The sequence below is a fragment of the Bacillus sp. z33 genome, assembly GCF_058313615.1.
Genome location: NZ_JBZFQN010000001.1, coordinates 529,073 through 547,129, shown reverse-complemented (window position 1 = coordinate 547,129; position 18,057 = coordinate 529,073). Strand labels below are relative to the sequence as shown.

Genomic DNA, 18,057 nt, shown 5'->3' with positions numbered 1-18,057 from the left:
TGCAATAGAGCTTAGGCAAGTGTCTATATATGTTAAAAGTCATAAGCAAACCATTTTCTTAATGGGCAGATAAAGAGTAAAATAACTAATACATTAATAAAATGAAATAAAATGGAGGTAGGATAATGGAAAAAGCAATATTTGCCGGTGGGTGTTTTTGGTGCATGGTAAAACCTTTTGATACATTCCCGGGAGTACAAAGCGTCATAGCTGGCTATACAGGCGGACATAAAGAATATCCTACTTACGAAGAAGTTTGTGCAGGAACAACTGGGCATGTCGAAGCAGTTGAAATTACATTTGACCCAGATATTATAAAATATAAATCGATTGTCGAGTTATTTTGGCAGCAAATTGATCCAACGGATGATGGTGGGCAATTTTGTGATCGCGGGGAATCTTATAAGACAGCCATTTTTTATACAACTAAGGAACAGAAGGAAGTTGCGGAACAGTCAAAACAAGATTTGGGGAATAGCGGAAAATTCACAAAAGACATTGTGACACCGATTCTGCCTGCCAAGCCATTTTATGCAGCTGAGGAATATCATCAAGATTTTTATAAGAAAAACAAGGCACATTATGAATCCTATCAAGTAGGTTCTGGTCGTGCCGGATTTATAAACGAGCACTGGAGTGAAAAAAATGACTAATTATTCTGAGCGTCTGAAAAAATTATCGCCGATTCAATATGATGTTACACAACGAAACGGCACTGAACCGCCATTTCGTAACGAATACTGGGATCATCAGGAAGACGGAATCTACGTAGATGTTATTTCCGGAAAGCCACTATTCAGTTCATTGGATAAGTATGATGCCGGATGTGGATGGCCAAGTTTTACAAAGCCAATTGATGAATCTGAAATAATTGAGAAAGACGATTATTCATTGAGCGCACATAGGATAGAAGTCAGGAGTAATGAAGCGGATTCTCATCTGGGGCATGTTTTTCCAGATGGACCAGGACCAGCTGGATTAAGATACTGTATCAATTCTGCAGCAATGAAGTTTATTCCAAAAGAAGATTTGGAAACTCAAGGATACGGACAATATAAGAAATTATTTAAGTGATGAAAAACGAGAAGAACCGATTCTGTGAGTGTTTTGTGGCGTGAAGCCGAAAGGTCAGAGTTTCAAATAAAACAGATAAATAGCTGGTGTGAAGATGGGTTTTTACCGATCTCACGCCAGCTGTTTTTTTATTATTCTTGAATTTATATAATGAATAATCTTTTTTTAGTTCATAAACGGACACATTATTTCACCATAAAATGAGAGTATATTTATGTTTAAAATAGCTTACCGAAATCTTCTGCAATGCTCTTCGTTATTTTGAATATGGAGTTCTAAGCAAAAATCAATCGGTTGGCTGAATAATAGTAAAGAAGCGGTCTTAAATGCGTGATCTGCTGGTTGTTGTGATTGTGAAGATTATATATTGGAAAAAGGAGTGTCCATTTAAAGACAGCTCCAATAAAAATCTACTCTTTTTCAATGATTCCGTAAATCCGAATAAAGGATTCATTCGTTACATTATTTTTACTTTGAATGCCAGCAGGAATAATTTTCAGTTCATGTGTGCCTTCACTTACGTTATTTTCCAGGTAAATATATCTTTCTTTTTGAAATGGCCACCATGTACTGATGGTGCTATGAAATTGATTATCTATGTAGATATCGGCCATTCCTCCATCCGGACCACGCAATAAAGTGATTCCAACCATTGGCCCGTTAAATTGGTATATTAGGTGATGGTTTTCTTTATTTGAGTACAGGAATGCGGCTTTCTTTATAAATCCCTTATTATGCTTATATTGTTCTTTCATTTTTAACTGGAAATCATCTTTAATCCACTTAGCTGGAGGAAGAATTTCTGTTTTTTGAGTTTGTTTTAATGCACTAAGAGTTTCAAAGATTTCAGTCGAATATAATTCATATCCTTTACCATTTGGATGGATGGAGTCTTTTGTTAATTCTGCTATGGAAAAGGGGGATTCTTTAAAAACTGTCCGCATATCCACCGTCATGGCTCCATAGTAGTGACTGATTTCCTGAATTGTTTGAGCAAATCCTTCATCTGGTAAGCTACTCTCAATGACGGTTATTACGGTTGCTTGCGGTGCTCTCATCTTAGTTTGTCGAATTAGGTTTTCATACAATTCGGCGAAATCGTCTTTCAGCATGTATTTTCGGTCATTTTCCCCAAATACGATAAAAATCAAATCTGCGTAAGGGGAAATTTTCGTGTTTTGTAATTTATAGATTCCTTCAAATGATGTAGACCCACTTTGAACGATATATTGTCCGCTCATTCTGCTGCCATAGCTTTCTTCCACCCTGTCTTCTAATTGTGAAAACCAGGTAAGTTCAGGTGTTTCTGCGCCCGAGCCTCGACCAATACTATCTCCAATTACTACATAATGAATTCTTTGGGCGTTCTGTAGTTTATTAAATAAGTCCTGTGTTTGGCTTTTACTATAGAAGATGTTGATGTTAAAAAATATGAGTATGCCCACGACTAAGATCATACCGAGAAATATTGCTTGTTTACGCTTTAAAATTAAACTAACCCCCATTATACTTCTCTCTATTCTAGTTTGATGTTACAACGTTCTCCTGAAATTTACAACAGAATTAGGCATATGCACATACCCAAAGGGCGTTTAACACATATAGTGAAAATGTAAGGATGAACTTCTGAAGGAGTGAAGCAAATGTTTTACGGTCAAGATGGTTGTTACGGTGGAGGATATGGATATGGTGGATATGGTTCTGGAGGTTACGGATATGGAAGCGGAGGCGGAGGCGGTTTTGGTTCCGGATTTGCACTGATTGTTGTTTTATTTATCCTTCTTATCATTATTGGTGCTTCTTTCTGCTGATTGTACTAATTGATAAGAACGGGACGGTCACCCGTCCCTTTTTTTTTGTAATTTGCGAAAAAATTAACCTATTTTGATTAAAATACTATATAAAATACCTTTATAAACGAATGAAATTCATTATAAATTTATTAATGTTCGTGTTATTAGTTGACGTTACATATTCATTTTGATATAGTTTTCATTGGAAGAAATGCCATTTTTACGGAGGAGATCCTCATATGAAAACGAATTATGATGTGATTATCGTGGGCGCTGGACCTGCTGGTATATTCGCTGCCTACGAATTTACATTAAAGTTACCGGAAGCGAAGATACTCTTAATTGATAAAGGTCATGATATATATAGAAGAAATTGTCCTATATTGCAAAAGAAAATTGTAAAATGTCCACCACCAACTAATCGTAAGAGCTTTGCTGGATGCTTACCTGCCTGTTCAATTACGAACGGTTTTGGTGGTGCAGGGGCATATTCAGATGGGAAATTTAATATCACCAGTGAATTTGGCGGATGGATGACGGATTATTTGCCAAATAATCAAGTTGTTGAACTAATTAAGTATGTGGATGCAATTAACTTAAAACATGGAGCAACTGATACAATTACAGATCCGATGAGTGAGGAAGTCCGTCAAATTGAAAAGCGTGGATACTCCGCTGGTTTAAAACTTTTGCGAGCAAAAGTGCGCCATTTGGGTACAGAGCAAAATCTGGAAATATTAAAAAGTATTTATGAATATTTAAAAGATAGAATTGATATGGTATTCAAAACAGAAGTAGAGGATGTAATCACGGAAAAACAGGATCACCAAATCGTTACAAAAGGAATTTTGCTTAAAAATGGTGAACAAATTTTCTCGGATTACGTCATTGTTGCACCGGGAAGAGATGGATCAATATGGTTGACAGAAATTTTGAAAAAACGCCGTTTTAAGATGACAAGCAATCAGGTGGATGTAGGAGTAAGGGTTGAAACGTCTGATATCGTAATGGAAGAAATTAATAAGTATTTGTATGAAGGTAAGTTTATTTATAATACGTCTGTTGGTACAAAAGTTCGAACATTTTGTTCCAATCCATCCGGACATGTGGTGGTCGAGAATCATTCCGGAATTATGCTTGCCAACGGACATGCCTACAAAGATCCTAAGCTTGGGAGTAATAATACAAATTTTGCATTATTGGTATCACATAAATTTTCCGAGCCATTTGATAAACCTACCGAATATGCACAAGATATATCAAGACTGGCGAATGCTCTTTCAAATGGCGGTTTAATTGTTCAAAAGTATGGTGATATCTTAAGGGGTAGACGGTCTACTTTAAAAAGAATAAAAGAAGGCTTTATAGAACCTACAATGAAAGAGGCGGTCCCAGGAGATTTAGGATTAGTCCTACCGTACAATACAATGAAGAGTTTAATTGAAATGACAGAAGCATTAAATAAAGTTACGCCTGGCTTAGCCTCTGAGCACACTCTGTTCTATGGAGTAGAAGCGAAATTTTACTCCGCACGTCCAAATCTGGATGAGCACTTCCAAACTGATATAGTAAATTTATATGTGGGTGGAGACGGAGGCGGTATTACAAGAGGGCTAGCACAAGCAAGTGCTTGCGGTGTTTGGGTAGCACGTGATATTATCCGTAAAGTTACGGAAGTCAAGGTGGAACCAGCTTTAGTATAAAATGATGAACTTCGGCTTAGCCGAAGTCTTTTTTATACAAAAAATATTGTTAATCTATAAAATTTTATTAAATATAATACGAAAAAGTTTGTTTTCATGTATACTTATTACTGGATGAAACGAAAAATTATCCTTTCAATACATATTTAGCTAAAAATTATCCATATTGTTAACATTTATACATGTTAGATTAAAGGTAAAATAAGATTTAGACAGCTTTCACATAACCGCCAAGTATTTGGGTAAATAATAGCATTATGGAGTTTTTTTAGGTAATATGTATATTGCCTGATTAATGTTAAATGAGTGGAGCGGAAGCAAGTGAAATCTTTTTATCAATTTTTAAACACATATAGGCATGCCCTGGAGAAAAGTGAAATGTCCATTTTTGCTGAAAATGTCTTTCATGATCCAGGTTTTCCTAGAAATTCATCTGACTATCATGAAATAAGCCTTTATTTAGAAATGAATGGTGAATATATATTGGACATGAGCTTATTTGATGATGCCTGGAATTTATACCTTCAGCATATTGGTCAGTAAGTATAGGGTACGATTACATTAAAATCATAGTAACCCTATCTAATTAAAATGTATAATCAATTTTAATAGTATAAAATGAGTTTTTAGCCAATGAATTTTATCAGAAAGAAACAGGTGTTACTATGCCAGTTCGATTACAAACGCGTTTATTATGGTATTCGCTTATTATCTCATCCGTGCCTTTAGTATGCCTTGGACTTATTTCTTATTCTACCCAGAAAGGGTTAATTGAAAATCAGGTTAGAATGACGTTAAGAACAGCATCCTATCATGCGGCAGATACAACGGATCGATTTATAGATGAGAGAATTAGTGACCTTGCCTACTTAAGTAAGCATTCGGGTATACAGTCGGATCATAAAGCAGATTCCTTACAGTTTTTGAAAGAGTACGTTGAGTCAAAATCGATTTACTCGGGGTATATTTATGTGAATAAGAATGGTGAGGTATACCCTTCAGAAGAGCATAGTGATTTGTCTGCTAATTTCATTACAAGTGAATCCTTTAAAAAATCAAGTGCAGGTATACAATATTTATCAAAAGTATATAAATTTGACCATCAAAAACCTTTTTTTTGGATTAGTACTCCTGTGTATACGAATAATAACGAAATGAATGGAGTATTTGCTCCTACATTTGATTTGTTTTATTTGTGGAAAACCATTGAATCCAATTTAACGCTTGAACGTCAAAAATTTCCTTATAAGGCATTTATGATAAATCATGAGGGCTGGATTGTATCAGAGCAAAATGAAGAAAATATTTTGAAATCAAATTTTCTTAAGGATAATCATTTATCTATTAATGATTTGATTGTATCTGATGAAAACAATGAATTAATTCAATCTGAAGATGGGAAGCAGCTATTTGCAGTTAAGTCAATCAAGACAAGAGCCGATGCACAGGAGCAGTGGTATGTCATTACAGCAGCCAATAAAAAGATTGTATATGCACCGCTATTGAAACTGATAAATGGATATATATTTATTGGATTGTTAATGCTGCTTGCTATTTTGGGATTTGTCTATTACATAACCAGAACAGTGGTTAAACCTGTTGAAAGCATGGCTGAAGGTGTAGAAAGATATACAAATGGAGAGAAATATACTCAGATTGAAAACACATACTATGAGCTAATGGTTCTTAATAAAATGTTTATATCGATGACTGAAACACTTGAGCAACGGGAAAAGGAGCTTCTCAGGACAGAAAAACTTAAATATGTCGGACAACTGGCAGCCGGTGTAGCCCATGAAATCAGGAATCCCATTACAACAATTCGGGGACTTTTCCAATTATTGAGAGATCATCCATACGATGAAAAAGTATTTAAGAATTATATTGATATTATTATAGAAGAGCTTAACCGTATGAATAAAATCGTTGGTGAATTGTTGAATCTCTCCAAACCGTATCAATTAATTTTAAAAAAGTATTCGGTTAATGAGTTGATTGAAGAAATCATTCTGCTGCAAAGAGCAGAACTGAATAAAAAAAATATTACAATTTTAAAAGATATACATTGTGAAGGGACGATTTATACAGATCGAAATCGACTCTATCAAGTTATCTTGAATATTATTCAGAATTCCTGCGATGCAATGGCAGGGGGTGGTACAATCAGTATCTTAACGGATTGTGTGGAAGGTAAAGTGAAATTGACAATACGGGATAATGGACCCGGCATTAGTGAAGTTATTTTAACAAAGCTTGGCACTCCCTTTTTTACTACAAAAGAAAACGGTACTGGACTTGGACTGACTACAAGCATGAAAATCATGGAAGAGTTAAAAGGCTCATTTGAAATAACAAGTGTTGAAGGTGAAGGCACAAGTATTACTCTGACGATACCATCTGATGAAAGCATCTTTTTATAAATAGTGTGAACACCCGATCTGAAAATCCGCTTATTCTTATTACATAGAATAAGCGGATTTTTTTGCCGAAACTTAACCAATATTGAAGGGGATTTAATGAGTAATGCTTCAAATGTCTATATAATGTAAAGAATGTATGGTTATAAAGTAGGTTCTGCAAGGCATTGAGGAATTCGGAAATAGCAGATTAATAATTTAAATTTACCGAACTGCCATTAAGAAAATTCAGACAATAGAATTATAGGCTCCCCCTCCATATATGAACTGCATATACTGATAAAAAATTACCCGAACTTCAAGGGGTGGCAGCAATGGGCAAGCATAATAAACCAAAGTTTGCGATTGGAAATTCTGTAGTCATACTGGTTAATGGAATCGTCGGTGTAGTAAAATCTGTTCAAGAATTTAATCAAACCTATGTATATGAGATTCAAGGTGCTGATGGTGTATTTACGGAATCTTCTTTAATACTTGTAGAAGAATTTGAGGGACTATTATTTGAAGCTGAACAAGTAAACATTGATTATAAGTTCTTTTTCGGTGATCTGGTGCAAGTGAAAGGATACGGAAAGGAAATCTTTAAAGTCATGGGGTTTCGGACCGAGATTTGGAGATACAAAGAAGAATCCTGGGAAGATATTATATATGAATTATCAAGGATTAATGATAATGAGTGGCTGGAATGCAATGAAGATGATTTGACTTTTCTGGCATATGCCAAGGATGCCGAACAGTTCTTAAAGAAACATGCTCTTAATCAAAAAATGAACGTCAATCATTACAAGAAGACAACAGAGATATCACCCATGCTAAGTTCAAAGAGAAAGAATAACCAGGATATGGAACAAGATGACATGATTAATCATCTTCTCGACATTTATAATGATTATCGAATATTGCTTGATATGTTTGGCGACGATACCTATGGTAAAGTGATGAATACAGCTGTAAAAAAACTGAAAAAACTAGTAGAGGATCAAACCACAAAGGAAAAAAAAGAACCTCATTAATCAAAAAACAGACTTCTCAAACCAAGAGTGGTCTGTTTTTTCATATATAGATTTATTTATGCTGAATTTGAGAATAAATGAGACAATTTCGTCTATAGTTCAGCCAAACTTCGTGAGAATCCAGCCAACCCCCCCGATTATTCAGCCAAACTCCGGCAGAATCCAGCCAAACCTGCGATAATCCAGCCAAGCTCAAGAGGATTCAGCCAAACTCCGGCAGAATCCAGCCAATCGACAGAACATTGAAAAAAAGCAAAAAAATGTATTAAAAAAGCTCATCTGACTACGAAAATTTTCTTTCGACAAAAATAGAAGTTTTTCATTGCAGGAATTTCTTAAGGGAAGGTGTAAATTTAATAAGAAACACATTAGGAGGGAAAGTATGCTAAAACAAAGAATTTTACAGTGGTCGACTTTGAGAAGAAGAGAATATGAAATCGCCATATTTCAGACCGAACACCCTCGGGAGAAAAAAGGTTATAAACTTGTGTATCAAGGGCAAATCGATGGAGATAACCATACGGATGTTATTAATAAATTGTTTAAGAAATTTAATATAAGAGATATGATACCTGAGAATTATCAAGGGAGAACCATATCAAGCGGGGATATCATTATGATTGGTGATAATTATGAGAAAAAGAGTTATTATCAGCTTCAATCAGGTGGCTGGGCTATAGTGAACCGTCTTTACGTCTGTTAAAATCTGAATAATCCGTCATTTTCTATTTCTTAATGGCTTGTGGTATAGTTATATTTGAATAGAGACAGTATTGTCGTTACATAAAGGAGGAAATATTCAAACATGAGTATACATATAGGAGCTAAAGAAAACGAAATCGCGGAAGCAGTTTTATTACCGGGAGATCCATTGAGAGCAAAATATATAGCTGAAACATTTTTAGACAACCCAGTTTGTTATAATGAAGTCAGAAACATGTTTGGTTATACAGGAACATATAAAGGTAAAAAAGTGTCTGTTCAAGGAACAGGTATGGGTGTTCCGTCCATCTCTATTTATGTTAATGAACTAATGCAAAGCTACAATGTACAAAAATTAATTCGTGTCGGTACATGCGGTGCGATTCAAAAAGATGTTAAAGTAAGAGACGTTATTTTAGCCATGACATCATCTACTGATTCCAATATGAATAAATTACTTTTTGATGGAATAGATTTTGCGCCAACAGCTGATTTTAATTTATTAAAAACTGCCTATGATACTGGTGTTGATAAAGGATTACATCTTAAAGTCGGTAATGTATTTACAGCAGACCAATTCTATAATGATAAAGCCGATCATCAAAAATGGGCGCAATATGGTATTTTGGCGATTGAAATGGAAACAACTGCACTATATACATTAGCTGCTAAATACGGCAGACAGGCATTATCCATTTTGACCGTAAGTGACCATATTATTACGGGTGAAGAAACAACAGCTGAAGAAAGACAAACAACATTTAATGACATGATTGAAGTAGCATTAGACACAGCAATTAAAGCCTAATATTAAAAAATCAAGTAAGCTCTGGTGAAAACCAGGGCTTTTTTTATATAATAGTGCTATTGGTGAATTATAGGATGAATGGTGGTAGGTTTAATAAATTGATTTTATAAAAAATAGAGCATACAGCAATCGTTTCATATATACTTGAAAAAGATAAAAGGATAAATGGGATTCGCGCCTAAGAGAATGGATTCATACATACATATAAACAGATTAAGTTGAATGGTCCAATAGAATAATAGCTACGAATAATTCTAGACGAAATAGCTTGGTGGCAGTTAGAGCAAAGAAATTGTGAGGGAAGAGAAATGAGAACAATACTTCTAAAGATGATGATGGCAACAGCTTTATTACTCACAGCATGTGATGGATTACCTACTGATTCGGTTAATTCATCTAATCAAGAGAATGAGAACGAAGCACAGGAAACGAATGGTCAGGAGGAACAGGATAACAGTGTTGAGTTAGGTGCTGATCTATTGAACGATATTAAGGTAGAGGATGGTGTTAACTACATCCAAAATCCAGATAATATACTTGTGTTGGTTAACAAAGAATATAGCCTACCAGTTGGTTATCGAGCAGGTGATTTAGTAAAACCAGATGTGACGTTTTCCTTCTCAGGAGAACATGAAAAACAGTTTATGAGGAAAGAAGCTGCTGAGGCTCTTGAAAAAATGTTTGCTGCAGCAAGTGAAGATGGAGTTGAAATCGCTGCGGTCTCCGGTTTCCGTTCCTATGATAGACAGGTTCAACTATACAATGCAGAAATTGCAGTATCCGGTATCGAACATGCTCAGCAATCGGTTGCGGAGCCTGGAAAGAGTGAGCATCAGACGGGCCTGACGATGGATGTTTCAAGTGCGGAAAATAATTACCAATTGAATAAAGCCTTTGGTTCAACGGCAGCAGGTCAATGGCTTGCGGAAAATTCGGCAGAATATGGCTTTATTATTCGTTATCCAGAAAATGGAGAAAAAATAACGGGCTATATGCACGAACCTTGGCATATTAGATATGTGAGAAAAGAATATGCTACAGATATGAAGAACAGGGACTTGACCTTCGAAGAGTATATCCAGTTGGCAACTGAGTAGGATATAATTTGTGGTTCTGTTATAATATAGATAAATCTTATGGAAGTATAGTTCAGTGAAAGTGGTGAACCAGTTGGATTCAGAGCAAGGACAAGCAAATGAGCCTAAGGGTTATCTAAAGATAAGATGGGTCTATCTTATTTTAGGAGCGGCTTTATTAATTATTCTTAGTGTTATTGCAACACGATACATAGTAAATAGTTCACAACAATCGACATCAGGAATTAAGACTACTTTCAGTGGATCTGAAAGCGATATGGATAAAATCAAGAGTGCCCTAGAAACACTTGAAAATAATTATTTTGAAGAAGTAGACCGAGATAAATTAATTGATGGTGCTATAAACGGAATGGTGGAATCACTTGATGATCCCTATTCAGATTTTATGACACAAGAAGAAGCAGCGAGCTTTCATGAAAGCATTTCATCTTCCTTTGAAGGTATAGGGGCAGAAATAATGTCGGAAAATGATCAAATTGTAATTGTTTCACCGATTAAGGGAGCACCTGCTGAAAAAGCTGGATTAAAAGCAGGCGACATTATTTTAAAAGTAAATGATAAAAGCCTGCAGGGAATGTCATCGAGTGATGCTGTGCTGCAAATCCGCGGAAAAAAAGGAACAAAGGTTAATTTATTGATTCAACGTCCCGGAGCAAGTAAAACAATGGAAGTTAATCTTGTAAGAGATACCATTCCGGTTAATACAGTCTATAAAGAAAACCTGACTGACGAAATAGCCAGCATTCAACTAACAAGTTTTTCTGAAAATACCGCCGAAGAGCTTGAAAAAGCGCTTCGTGAGGTAGAAGAGCAAGGAATGAAGGGGATTGTCCTTGACTTAAGGCAAAATCCGGGTGGTTTATTAGATCAGGCTGAAATCATAGCGAATATGTTTGTTCCTGCTGGTAAAACCCTCTTCCAGGTTGAGGATAGAAGTGGTAACAGACAAGTATCAAAAGCAACAGACACAGGTTATAAGTTTGATTTATCGACTGTTGTTTTAATTGATGAAGGAAGTGCAAGTGCCTCCGAAATAGTGGCAGCTGCGTTAAATGAATCTGCTGATATTCCGTTGGTAGGCGTTAAATCATATGGTAAGGGAACTGCTCAATCTGCCATAGACTTCACGGATAAATCTAATTTGAAATTTACGTATGCGAAATGGCTGACTCCGGATGGTAATTGGATTCATAAAAAAGGAATCAAGCCTGACATCAATGTCAAAATGCCTGATTATGCTAATTTGTCGTTCATTAATCCAGAAGAAAAACTTACAATCTCCACGATGTCACCAGGAGTGGAGAGTGCGGAGAAAATGCTTGAGGCAATCGGATACGATCCAGGTAAAGCAGATGGATATTTTGATGAAGACACAGCTGCAGCGGTTAAAAAATTCCAGAAGGAACATGATTTAAAAGAAACAGGTATGATTCAGGGAGATACCACAAATAAATTAATGACTGAATTAAGGAATAAAATCACAAAAGAAGACCCACAAATTGAAGCAGCTAAGAAAAAAGTGGCTGAAGAAATAAAATAAAAAATCGCTCTCTCCACATTGGAGAGGCGATTTTTTTTGGGCTGGATTCCGACTCAGTATGGCTGGATTCCATTTTTCTTCATTTGTTCATATCTATGTGGGTGGGTATATTAACGGCTTTAAAACACGATGGAAGGCTAACTTGCCATGATATAGACGATATTAATTAAATGAGCGTTCACCAAATGCGATAAATGTCTTTTCGTCTTCTATTAATCCGCAGGCTGCACATTGAATTCTTCTGACAGGCCCATTATAAGGCAAATGGAAAGCATCTAATTCATCATCTGCGTACATTTGGATAATGGTGCCTGATTGGGGATCAAGTTTTACATAAATGGGAGTTTGTTCAATTACATTAAATCGAGATCGGTTCGTTTTACAATTTGGACAACAATATGGATGACTCACATACCTAACCTCCTTTTACTATAGGTTTTGTTACCTATACTTGAAATATACAGATAGAGGAAGAAGAAATGATCAGGACGTTTTAGTTAAATCTAATTGGTACAAGAATTATGTATGATAATTCATCATTTTTCATCAATTATACTGGTTTACAATTCCAGTTATGGAGTATGATTAGAAATGAAATGGTGAATCAATAAGGGGATGGAATTGAAGTGTATAAGAAGAATGTATGGTTTATTTTAATATGTATAACTGTGATAAGCACGCTGTTTGGATGCCAATCGAAGAAAGCCGATGAAGAAGTTCCTGCCATGATTGATGTGCATGTAAAAATTTCCCCTGAAAATGCTAAGGTTAAAGAAAATATGCTTTTCGAAGTCACCATAACACAGGGGGATCATAAAGTTACAGACGCCTCATCTGTGGAATTCGAATTTGGGAAGAAGGATGGGGCAGATAAAGAAAAAATTGCTGTTAATCATCAAGAGAACGGCATATATAGTCTCGAAAAGGCATTCAGTCAACCTGGAGATTATTACCTAATTCCGCATGTAACAGCAAGAGGAATGCATGCTATGCCAAAGAAAGAGTTTAAAATTTCTGATTAAACGAATAGTAGTTCGTTTAAATCCACCTGTTTGGACATAATAGAATCCGTAAAATCATCTCATCCTTTACTCAAGAGGTTTTAGGAAAGAGAGACAAAAGTTTAGAAGTATTGTCTGCAATTGAGGATTTAGGAATTAAATCAAATGGTTCAATAGGTTCATAGGTAACTGTAAAAATCAGAACTGACACTTAGTCAGTTTTTTTATATAAGAAGTATGTATTCATTAAATAGAATGTAAAGAAAACAACTAGTTTTTATAAAAACACTTTATTAGTGCTTTATCTATCTTCTTTTTCGGATGTTGGGTGCATACATATATAGTTAACTAAGTTATGCACCGATAGAAAGGAATGGTCAATCTTGACAATTCAGGAGAATGATAAAAAGATACTCGACCCATCACAGGTATACAGGTTACATAAGGAAGAAAAGCAATATACAGTTGAAACAAATAATCAAACAGAATTTAAAATAAAAGAGATTACTGGATTGGATGTTGGAGAGTTTACCAGTCGCTCTTTCCGAAGCAGGGCAGATTATGAATTTGTAAATATTAAGAAAGAGTTGTTTTTTAAATCAAGCGGGGATGCATATATTATTTTTGATGTGCATAAACTTCGGTATTTTACGGTGGCAGCGGCAAACCCAAATGATAAAGCACTCTATGTATCCTTATTGGTAAGCCCTGATAATGTGATGTATGCTTCCTTAATTGAAAAGCAAGTAGTTAACCCAGAGAAATTGGAAATATTGGACTGTCATAACAGGCTGAAATACATGAAGGTTGAACTCACCGGTAAAGCGGGGGACAAAGCACTCATATTTTTACAGGGGGAAAAATGAATAACAGTAAAAAAACTGGCCAGCTAATAAAAGGCCGGTTTTTTTACCATTCGGGTATGGAAATTTCAGATAAATGTGATTCATTCAGTTTGAAGAGGATGATTTCCAGTATTTCATCGCGATATGATGATTTAGACCCCTTTTTCTTAACTGGAGCCGGCAATTGAAAGGATTGTTTCTCATTTGGATCCGGAGGCAGGCCGGATAGTAGTAATTTTGTAGACGTATGGTATACCTTAAGGTTTGGTAATTGTTCTTCTTTAATTGAAATTCTAATAAAAAGATAATCATGAGTTTCCAAAATAGCAACGGAAAGTGGTCTTTGTGAACTGGATACTGGATGTTCATCTGGCTCTTGATTATTCTTAAATTGGTGGTTGATAAATCCTCCTAATTGTTCAGGTGAAAGCATAGAGAATAATTGTTCCATCTGCTTTTCCATACCTGACTGATTAATAAACTTCATCCAATCCGGCATTTGATTCTGGTTTTTAGAAAATAGATTCCACGGTAACAATTAATCACCTCAACTTTTACAGACATATTAGGTTAAGGTACTATATGCGATGAGGGTGATAATCGTTAATGCATTGTAGCTTTTAATTAACGAACTTGTAAGTATTCCATGTATAATACATATAAGAAATACTGCCTGTAGGGGGGAAGAAGTTGACTCGAAAGACAGCTTTAATTACTGGTTCAGCAAGAGGATTAGGCAAAGCTACAGCAAAGCAATTAGCTAAAGATGGGATAAATGTGATAACGACCTATCGAGAGAATCAAGTCAAAGCCATTCAAGATATGAAGGATTTGGCTCAAACCTACAAAGTGAAAGCATATGCTTTACCATATGATGTAACGGTTCGTGAAAACCATCGGGATCTCATCCATAAATGTTATGAGTTATGTGATGGAATTGATATCCTTATACATAATGCCGGTCCATATATGCAGGAACGAAAACCAATGCTGGAGTATACGGATGAAGAATGGGAATATCTCATTAACGGGAATCTATCGAGTATGTTTTACTTAGCCAGTGCGGCTATTCCATATATGCGTGCAAATAAATGGGGCAGAATTATCACAATGGGATTTGATCAATCAGATCATTCTCCAGGATGGAAATATCGTTCGGCTTTTGCTGCAGCCAAAACGGGATTGACCTCATTAACAAAGACCTTGGCATTGGAAGAAGCGGAGTATGGAATTACGGCTAATATGGTTTGTCCGGGAGATATTGTAGATCCCTTTAAGGAGAGCTTTCGTGTGGAGGATGGAGTGGTTTCTGATAAGGTTCCGGTTGGTAGACCGGGAACTGGTGGCGACATAGCACGTGTCATTTCCTTTCTTTGTGCCGAAGAATCCGACTTTATTACAGGGACGGTTATTCCCGTGACGGGTGGGCAGGACGTATTGTCCAAAAGCAGATAAGAGACAGATTGAATGACATATTTCTGATGTGTTATTTTTTGTGTTCCTTTGCTGACTATGAATATCAATGCAATAGCTAGTAGAAAAAGTTCGCTTGGATTTTCCAAAGCGAACTTTTTTCTAGTTATATTAGATTAACAGTCTAATTCAAGGTTTGTACGAATTTTCTTTTTTGAACATATAATAACCGGATTGTTAAACCGGTTGCGCCCACTGCTAAGCCTGCAATTAATCCAATCCAGTAACCGAATGCGTCTAAATTCGTGTTATTTGCCAGGAAAATCCCAAGCGGCAATCCAATAATCCAATAAGATATAAGAGACATAAAGAACGTGATATTCACATCTTTATAGCCTCTCAAAGCACCCTGGATTGGTGCTTGCAGAGCGTCTGATAGCTGGAAAAAGATTGCATAAATCAAGAAATGTGCTATTAATGATGCTACCGCAGGGTCGTTCGTGTAAAGAAGGGCTATATAATCTCTGAAAATAAATAAGAATATCGCATTGATTCCCGCAAAACCAACCGCACATAAAACTCCGAGCAACGTATATTCTCTTGCTGCTTTATAGTTTTTCGCACCTGCCTCATGGCCTACAATGATGGTCAATGCCATCGCAAAGCTTAATGGTACCATATACAAGAAGGATGAGAAGTTCATGGCAGCCTGATGGGATGCTATGGTGATGGTATCATAGGAGCTCATAGCCAACGTAACCGCTGCAAATATGCTGGTTTCAAAAAAGATGGACATACCGATTGGAAAACCGATTTTCATTAAACCAAGCCATTCCATGAAAGCGGGGATTGGCCAAGATTTTAAAATACCAAAACCGGAAAAAGGCTGTATCCTCATAATCATCACTGCTGCAACCAGGGCTATGACCCAATAAGTAATAGAAGCAGCAATCCCAGCACCAATACCGCCAAATGCCGGGACACCTAATTTTCCATAAATAAACATATAGTTAAGAACGATATTGACAGGGATGGCTATCAGGGTAATTAACATCGAAACATGGGTCTTGCCAAGTGCGTCTATAAAAGACCGCAGGACATTATAAATCATAACTGGTAAGATTCCAAATGCCAGAGCGACTAAATACCCATGTGCAATTCTATATACATCCGGCTCAAGGTTCATACTTGTTAATACCGGTTTTAGTACCAAGGCACCTGCACCAATCAGAATAAAGGACATCACGGCAGCTACATAAATAGCCTGCGTAACGGAGTAGCGAATTTTATCGGTTTTTTCTTTAGCACCAATCAGATGGGCCACGATTGGTGTAACGCCTAATAAAATCCCGGCAAATCCATTATAGAATGGACTCCATATAGAGGTGCCTATCGCTACTCCTGCTAAATCTTCAGGACTGGCTTTCCCGGACATAAACGTGTCAAAAAAGCTGATAGCAAACAGACCCAGCTGTGTAATTAAAATCGGGAAGAAGACCGTGATAATTCTAGAAAAATTATTCTTTGTAAAAATAGATAAGTCCATTTGAATGCCTCCGCACTTCGTATGTATGACAATGAGAAAAATTATACCACAAGTGATTCTAAATAAGACAGGTATTATAATGTTCCTATGCTATGTCATAATTAGTAAATTCACTCATATATTTGGTTAAGAAATTAGTGAAGTGGAGGGACAGAATGGCATACACAGGTTCGAAGGGCTGGTATGTTGCCAAGTTGAAAGAACTGGGAATACGAACGCATCCAATAGAAAGGAAGAAGCTGGAATTATATAAAACGTATATCCTTAGGAAATTATACGTTCAACAAGTGCAGTCAAAAAAATAAATTGAAGCAGGAAAAAAAGGTGTATGCCCAGTCTATAAAAAACGGGCATAACACCTTTTTTAAGCTTCTTTTAGATCAAATACAGAAACCTCTGTTGGTTGCCGCATTTGAGATAAAGTAAAGTGGTCCTTTGTTATCTCAAATAAATCAAACAAGTGCCCTCCAGCGTTAATTTCTTCATACAAAGCCTTTCGATTTTCATTTGCAAGCATTGTATAAGGCATCTTTTGGGCTGCTTTCAGAGATCGGATGTTTTCTTTTCTGATTCTGAGAAATACAGTTTCAATATCGAGCTCAAAAAACAGTTCTTCAAAGAAGTGCTGTTTGGCTAATTGATTATATCCCTTGCCATGATAAGGTTTCCCTAACCATGTACCTAAAAATCCAGCCTGATCGGATACATCGTAAAGTGTAATGGTGCCAATCGGATTTCCCCACTCATCGATAATGGTGCGTGAAATCAGTTCGCCTCGCTCTTCAGCTTCGATCATTTGTTTAGTAAGAAAGAGATATTCTTCATATTGATGCGTTTTATGGCGCACATAAGGGAAGACATCGGGGTGAATCATTAAATCAAACAATACAGGACAATCAGATAAATCACGTTTTTTCAACATACAGATCCCTCCGTATGAGGGCAGCCGCTAACTGCGATTTCCCCTCGAAATTTTTTAATGTAATATCAAAAAATTTCGGGGTGGGAATCGAACCCACTAGGACCATTTCTGGTGGCGCACCATTTGCCTTCCCTAATTTTTGCTTATACGATTAGTAAAAATAAGTATTTCTGAAAGTATCAT

Annotated in this window: 20 protein-coding genes; 15 read left to right on the top strand and 5 right to left on the bottom strand. The window is 36.2% G+C overall.

Features of this window, described 5'->3' with window-relative positions; translation table 11 throughout:
* The first annotated feature begins 125 nt into the window (after positions 1 to 125).
* Together msrA and msrB are read left to right on the top strand one after the other, a co-directional pair.
* Entirely contained in the window at positions 126 to 653 is a 528-nt protein-coding gene (gene msrA, locus AC4G3L_RS02480) for a peptide-methionine (S)-S-oxide reductase MsrA (protein WP_491075395.1), read from the top strand.
* Positions 646 to 1,074, top strand: a complete 429-nt coding sequence (msrB, locus tag AC4G3L_RS02475; RefSeq protein WP_491075394.1) for a peptide-methionine (R)-S-oxide reductase MsrB — start codon at positions 646 to 648, stop codon at positions 1,072 to 1,074. Before msrA ends, msrB begins: the two co-directional genes overlap by 8 nt.
* Before the next feature lie 410 nt (positions 1,075 to 1,484).
* On the opposite strand, the gene AC4G3L_RS02470 is transcribed toward msrB, so the two are convergent.
* Positions 1,485 to 2,579: an SGNH/GDSL hydrolase family protein gene (locus AC4G3L_RS02470; RefSeq protein ID WP_491075393.1), complete on the bottom strand. Its 1,095-nt coding sequence runs from the start codon at positions 2,577 to 2,579 to the stop codon at positions 1,485 to 1,487.
* Positions 2,580 to 2,717: 138 nt separating this feature from the next.
* Here AC4G3L_RS02470 and AC4G3L_RS02465 point away from each other — a divergent pair, with 138 nt between their 5' ends.
* The 9 genes from AC4G3L_RS02465 (at position 2,718) to AC4G3L_RS02425 (ending at position 12,147) form a co-directional block, all read left to right on the top strand.
* The gene (locus AC4G3L_RS02465) at positions 2,718 to 2,885 is read left to right on the top strand and encodes a YjcZ family sporulation protein (protein WP_491075392.1); all 168 of its coding nucleotides are present in this window, start codon (positions 2,718 to 2,720) and stop codon (positions 2,883 to 2,885) included.
* A 221-nt stretch (positions 2,886 to 3,106) separates the two neighbouring features.
* Positions 3,107 to 4,570, top strand: coding sequence for an NAD(P)/FAD-dependent oxidoreductase (locus tag AC4G3L_RS02460; protein ID WP_491075391.1), 1,464 nt, complete (start codon positions 3,107 to 3,109; stop codon positions 4,568 to 4,570).
* Between the two features lie 321 nt (positions 4,571 to 4,891).
* Positions 4,892 to 5,113, top strand: coding sequence for a YozE family protein (locus AC4G3L_RS02455; RefSeq protein WP_491075390.1), 222 nt, complete (start codon positions 4,892 to 4,894; stop codon positions 5,111 to 5,113).
* Between the two features lie 122 nt (positions 5,114 to 5,235).
* Positions 5,236 to 6,990, top strand: a complete 1,755-nt coding sequence (locus AC4G3L_RS02450) for a sensor histidine kinase (protein WP_491075389.1) — start codon at positions 5,236 to 5,238, stop codon at positions 6,988 to 6,990.
* 311 nt (positions 6,991 to 7,301) lie between these two features.
* Positions 7,302 to 8,000, top strand: a complete 699-nt coding sequence (yodN, locus tag AC4G3L_RS02445; protein ID WP_491075388.1) for a germination protein YodN — start codon at positions 7,302 to 7,304, stop codon at positions 7,998 to 8,000.
* 382 nt (positions 8,001 to 8,382) lie between these two features.
* Positions 8,383 to 8,703, top strand: a complete 321-nt coding sequence (locus AC4G3L_RS02440) for a YodL domain-containing protein (RefSeq protein ID WP_491075387.1) — start codon at positions 8,383 to 8,385, stop codon at positions 8,701 to 8,703.
* Positions 8,704 to 8,805: 102 nt separating this feature from the next.
* Positions 8,806 to 9,510, top strand: a complete 705-nt coding sequence (gene deoD / locus AC4G3L_RS02435; RefSeq protein WP_491075386.1) for a purine-nucleoside phosphorylase — start codon at positions 8,806 to 8,808, stop codon at positions 9,508 to 9,510.
* A 308-nt stretch (positions 9,511 to 9,818) separates the two neighbouring features.
* A complete protein-coding gene (locus tag AC4G3L_RS02430; protein WP_491075385.1) occupies positions 9,819 to 10,607 on the top strand; it encodes a M15 family metallopeptidase in 789 nt (262 codons plus the stop codon).
* A 55-nt stretch (positions 10,608 to 10,662) separates the two neighbouring features.
* Positions 10,663 to 12,147: a S41 family peptidase gene (locus AC4G3L_RS02425; protein ID WP_491075384.1), complete on the top strand. Its 1,485-nt coding sequence runs from the start codon at positions 10,663 to 10,665 to the stop codon at positions 12,145 to 12,147.
* A gap of 162 nt (positions 12,148 to 12,309) precedes the next feature.
* On the opposite strand, the gene AC4G3L_RS02420 is transcribed toward AC4G3L_RS02425, so the two are convergent.
* On the bottom strand, positions 12,310 to 12,558 hold the full coding sequence (locus AC4G3L_RS02420) for a DNA alkylation repair protein (protein WP_491075383.1): 249 nt from the start codon (positions 12,556 to 12,558) through the stop codon (positions 12,310 to 12,312).
* Positions 12,559 to 12,773: 215 nt separating this feature from the next.
* Between AC4G3L_RS02420 and AC4G3L_RS02415 the strand changes: the two genes are divergently transcribed.
* The gene (locus AC4G3L_RS02415) at positions 12,774 to 13,169 is read left to right on the top strand and encodes a FixH family protein (protein ID WP_491075382.1); all 396 of its coding nucleotides are present in this window, start codon (positions 12,774 to 12,776) and stop codon (positions 13,167 to 13,169) included.
* A gap of 362 nt (positions 13,170 to 13,531) precedes the next feature.
* Positions 13,532 to 14,014, top strand: a complete 483-nt coding sequence (locus AC4G3L_RS02410) for a DUF6385 domain-containing protein (protein ID WP_491075381.1) — start codon at positions 13,532 to 13,534, stop codon at positions 14,012 to 14,014.
* Between the two features lie 43 nt (positions 14,015 to 14,057).
* Here AC4G3L_RS02410 and AC4G3L_RS02405 read toward each other — a convergent pair whose 3' ends face one another.
* The gene (locus AC4G3L_RS02405) at positions 14,058 to 14,531 is read right to left on the bottom strand and encodes an Hsp20/alpha crystallin family protein (RefSeq protein WP_491075380.1); all 474 of its coding nucleotides are present in this window, start codon (positions 14,529 to 14,531) and stop codon (positions 14,058 to 14,060) included.
* 152 nt (positions 14,532 to 14,683) lie between these two features.
* Between AC4G3L_RS02405 and AC4G3L_RS02400 the strand changes: the two genes are divergently transcribed.
* The gene (locus tag AC4G3L_RS02400) at positions 14,684 to 15,448 is read left to right on the top strand and encodes an SDR family oxidoreductase (protein ID WP_491075379.1); all 765 of its coding nucleotides are present in this window, start codon (positions 14,684 to 14,686) and stop codon (positions 15,446 to 15,448) included.
* A gap of 142 nt (positions 15,449 to 15,590) precedes the next feature.
* Here the strand turns inward: AC4G3L_RS02400 and AC4G3L_RS02395 are convergent, their stop codons facing one another.
* Entirely contained in the window at positions 15,591 to 16,952 is a 1,362-nt protein-coding gene (locus AC4G3L_RS02395; protein WP_491075378.1) for an MATE family efflux transporter, read from the bottom strand.
* Between the two features lie 155 nt (positions 16,953 to 17,107).
* On the opposite strand from AC4G3L_RS02395, the gene AC4G3L_RS02390 reads away from it, so the two are divergent.
* Entirely contained in the window at positions 17,108 to 17,257 is a 150-nt protein-coding gene (locus AC4G3L_RS02390) for a DUF2639 domain-containing protein (RefSeq protein ID WP_491075377.1), read from the top strand.
* 59 nt (positions 17,258 to 17,316) lie between these two features.
* On the opposite strand, the gene AC4G3L_RS02385 is transcribed toward AC4G3L_RS02390, so the two are convergent.
* Complete coding sequence (locus AC4G3L_RS02385) at positions 17,317 to 17,874, bottom strand: GNAT family N-acetyltransferase (RefSeq protein ID WP_491075376.1); 558 nt, start codon at positions 17,872 to 17,874, stop codon at positions 17,317 to 17,319.
* Positions 17,875 to 18,057 lie beyond the last annotated feature (183 nt).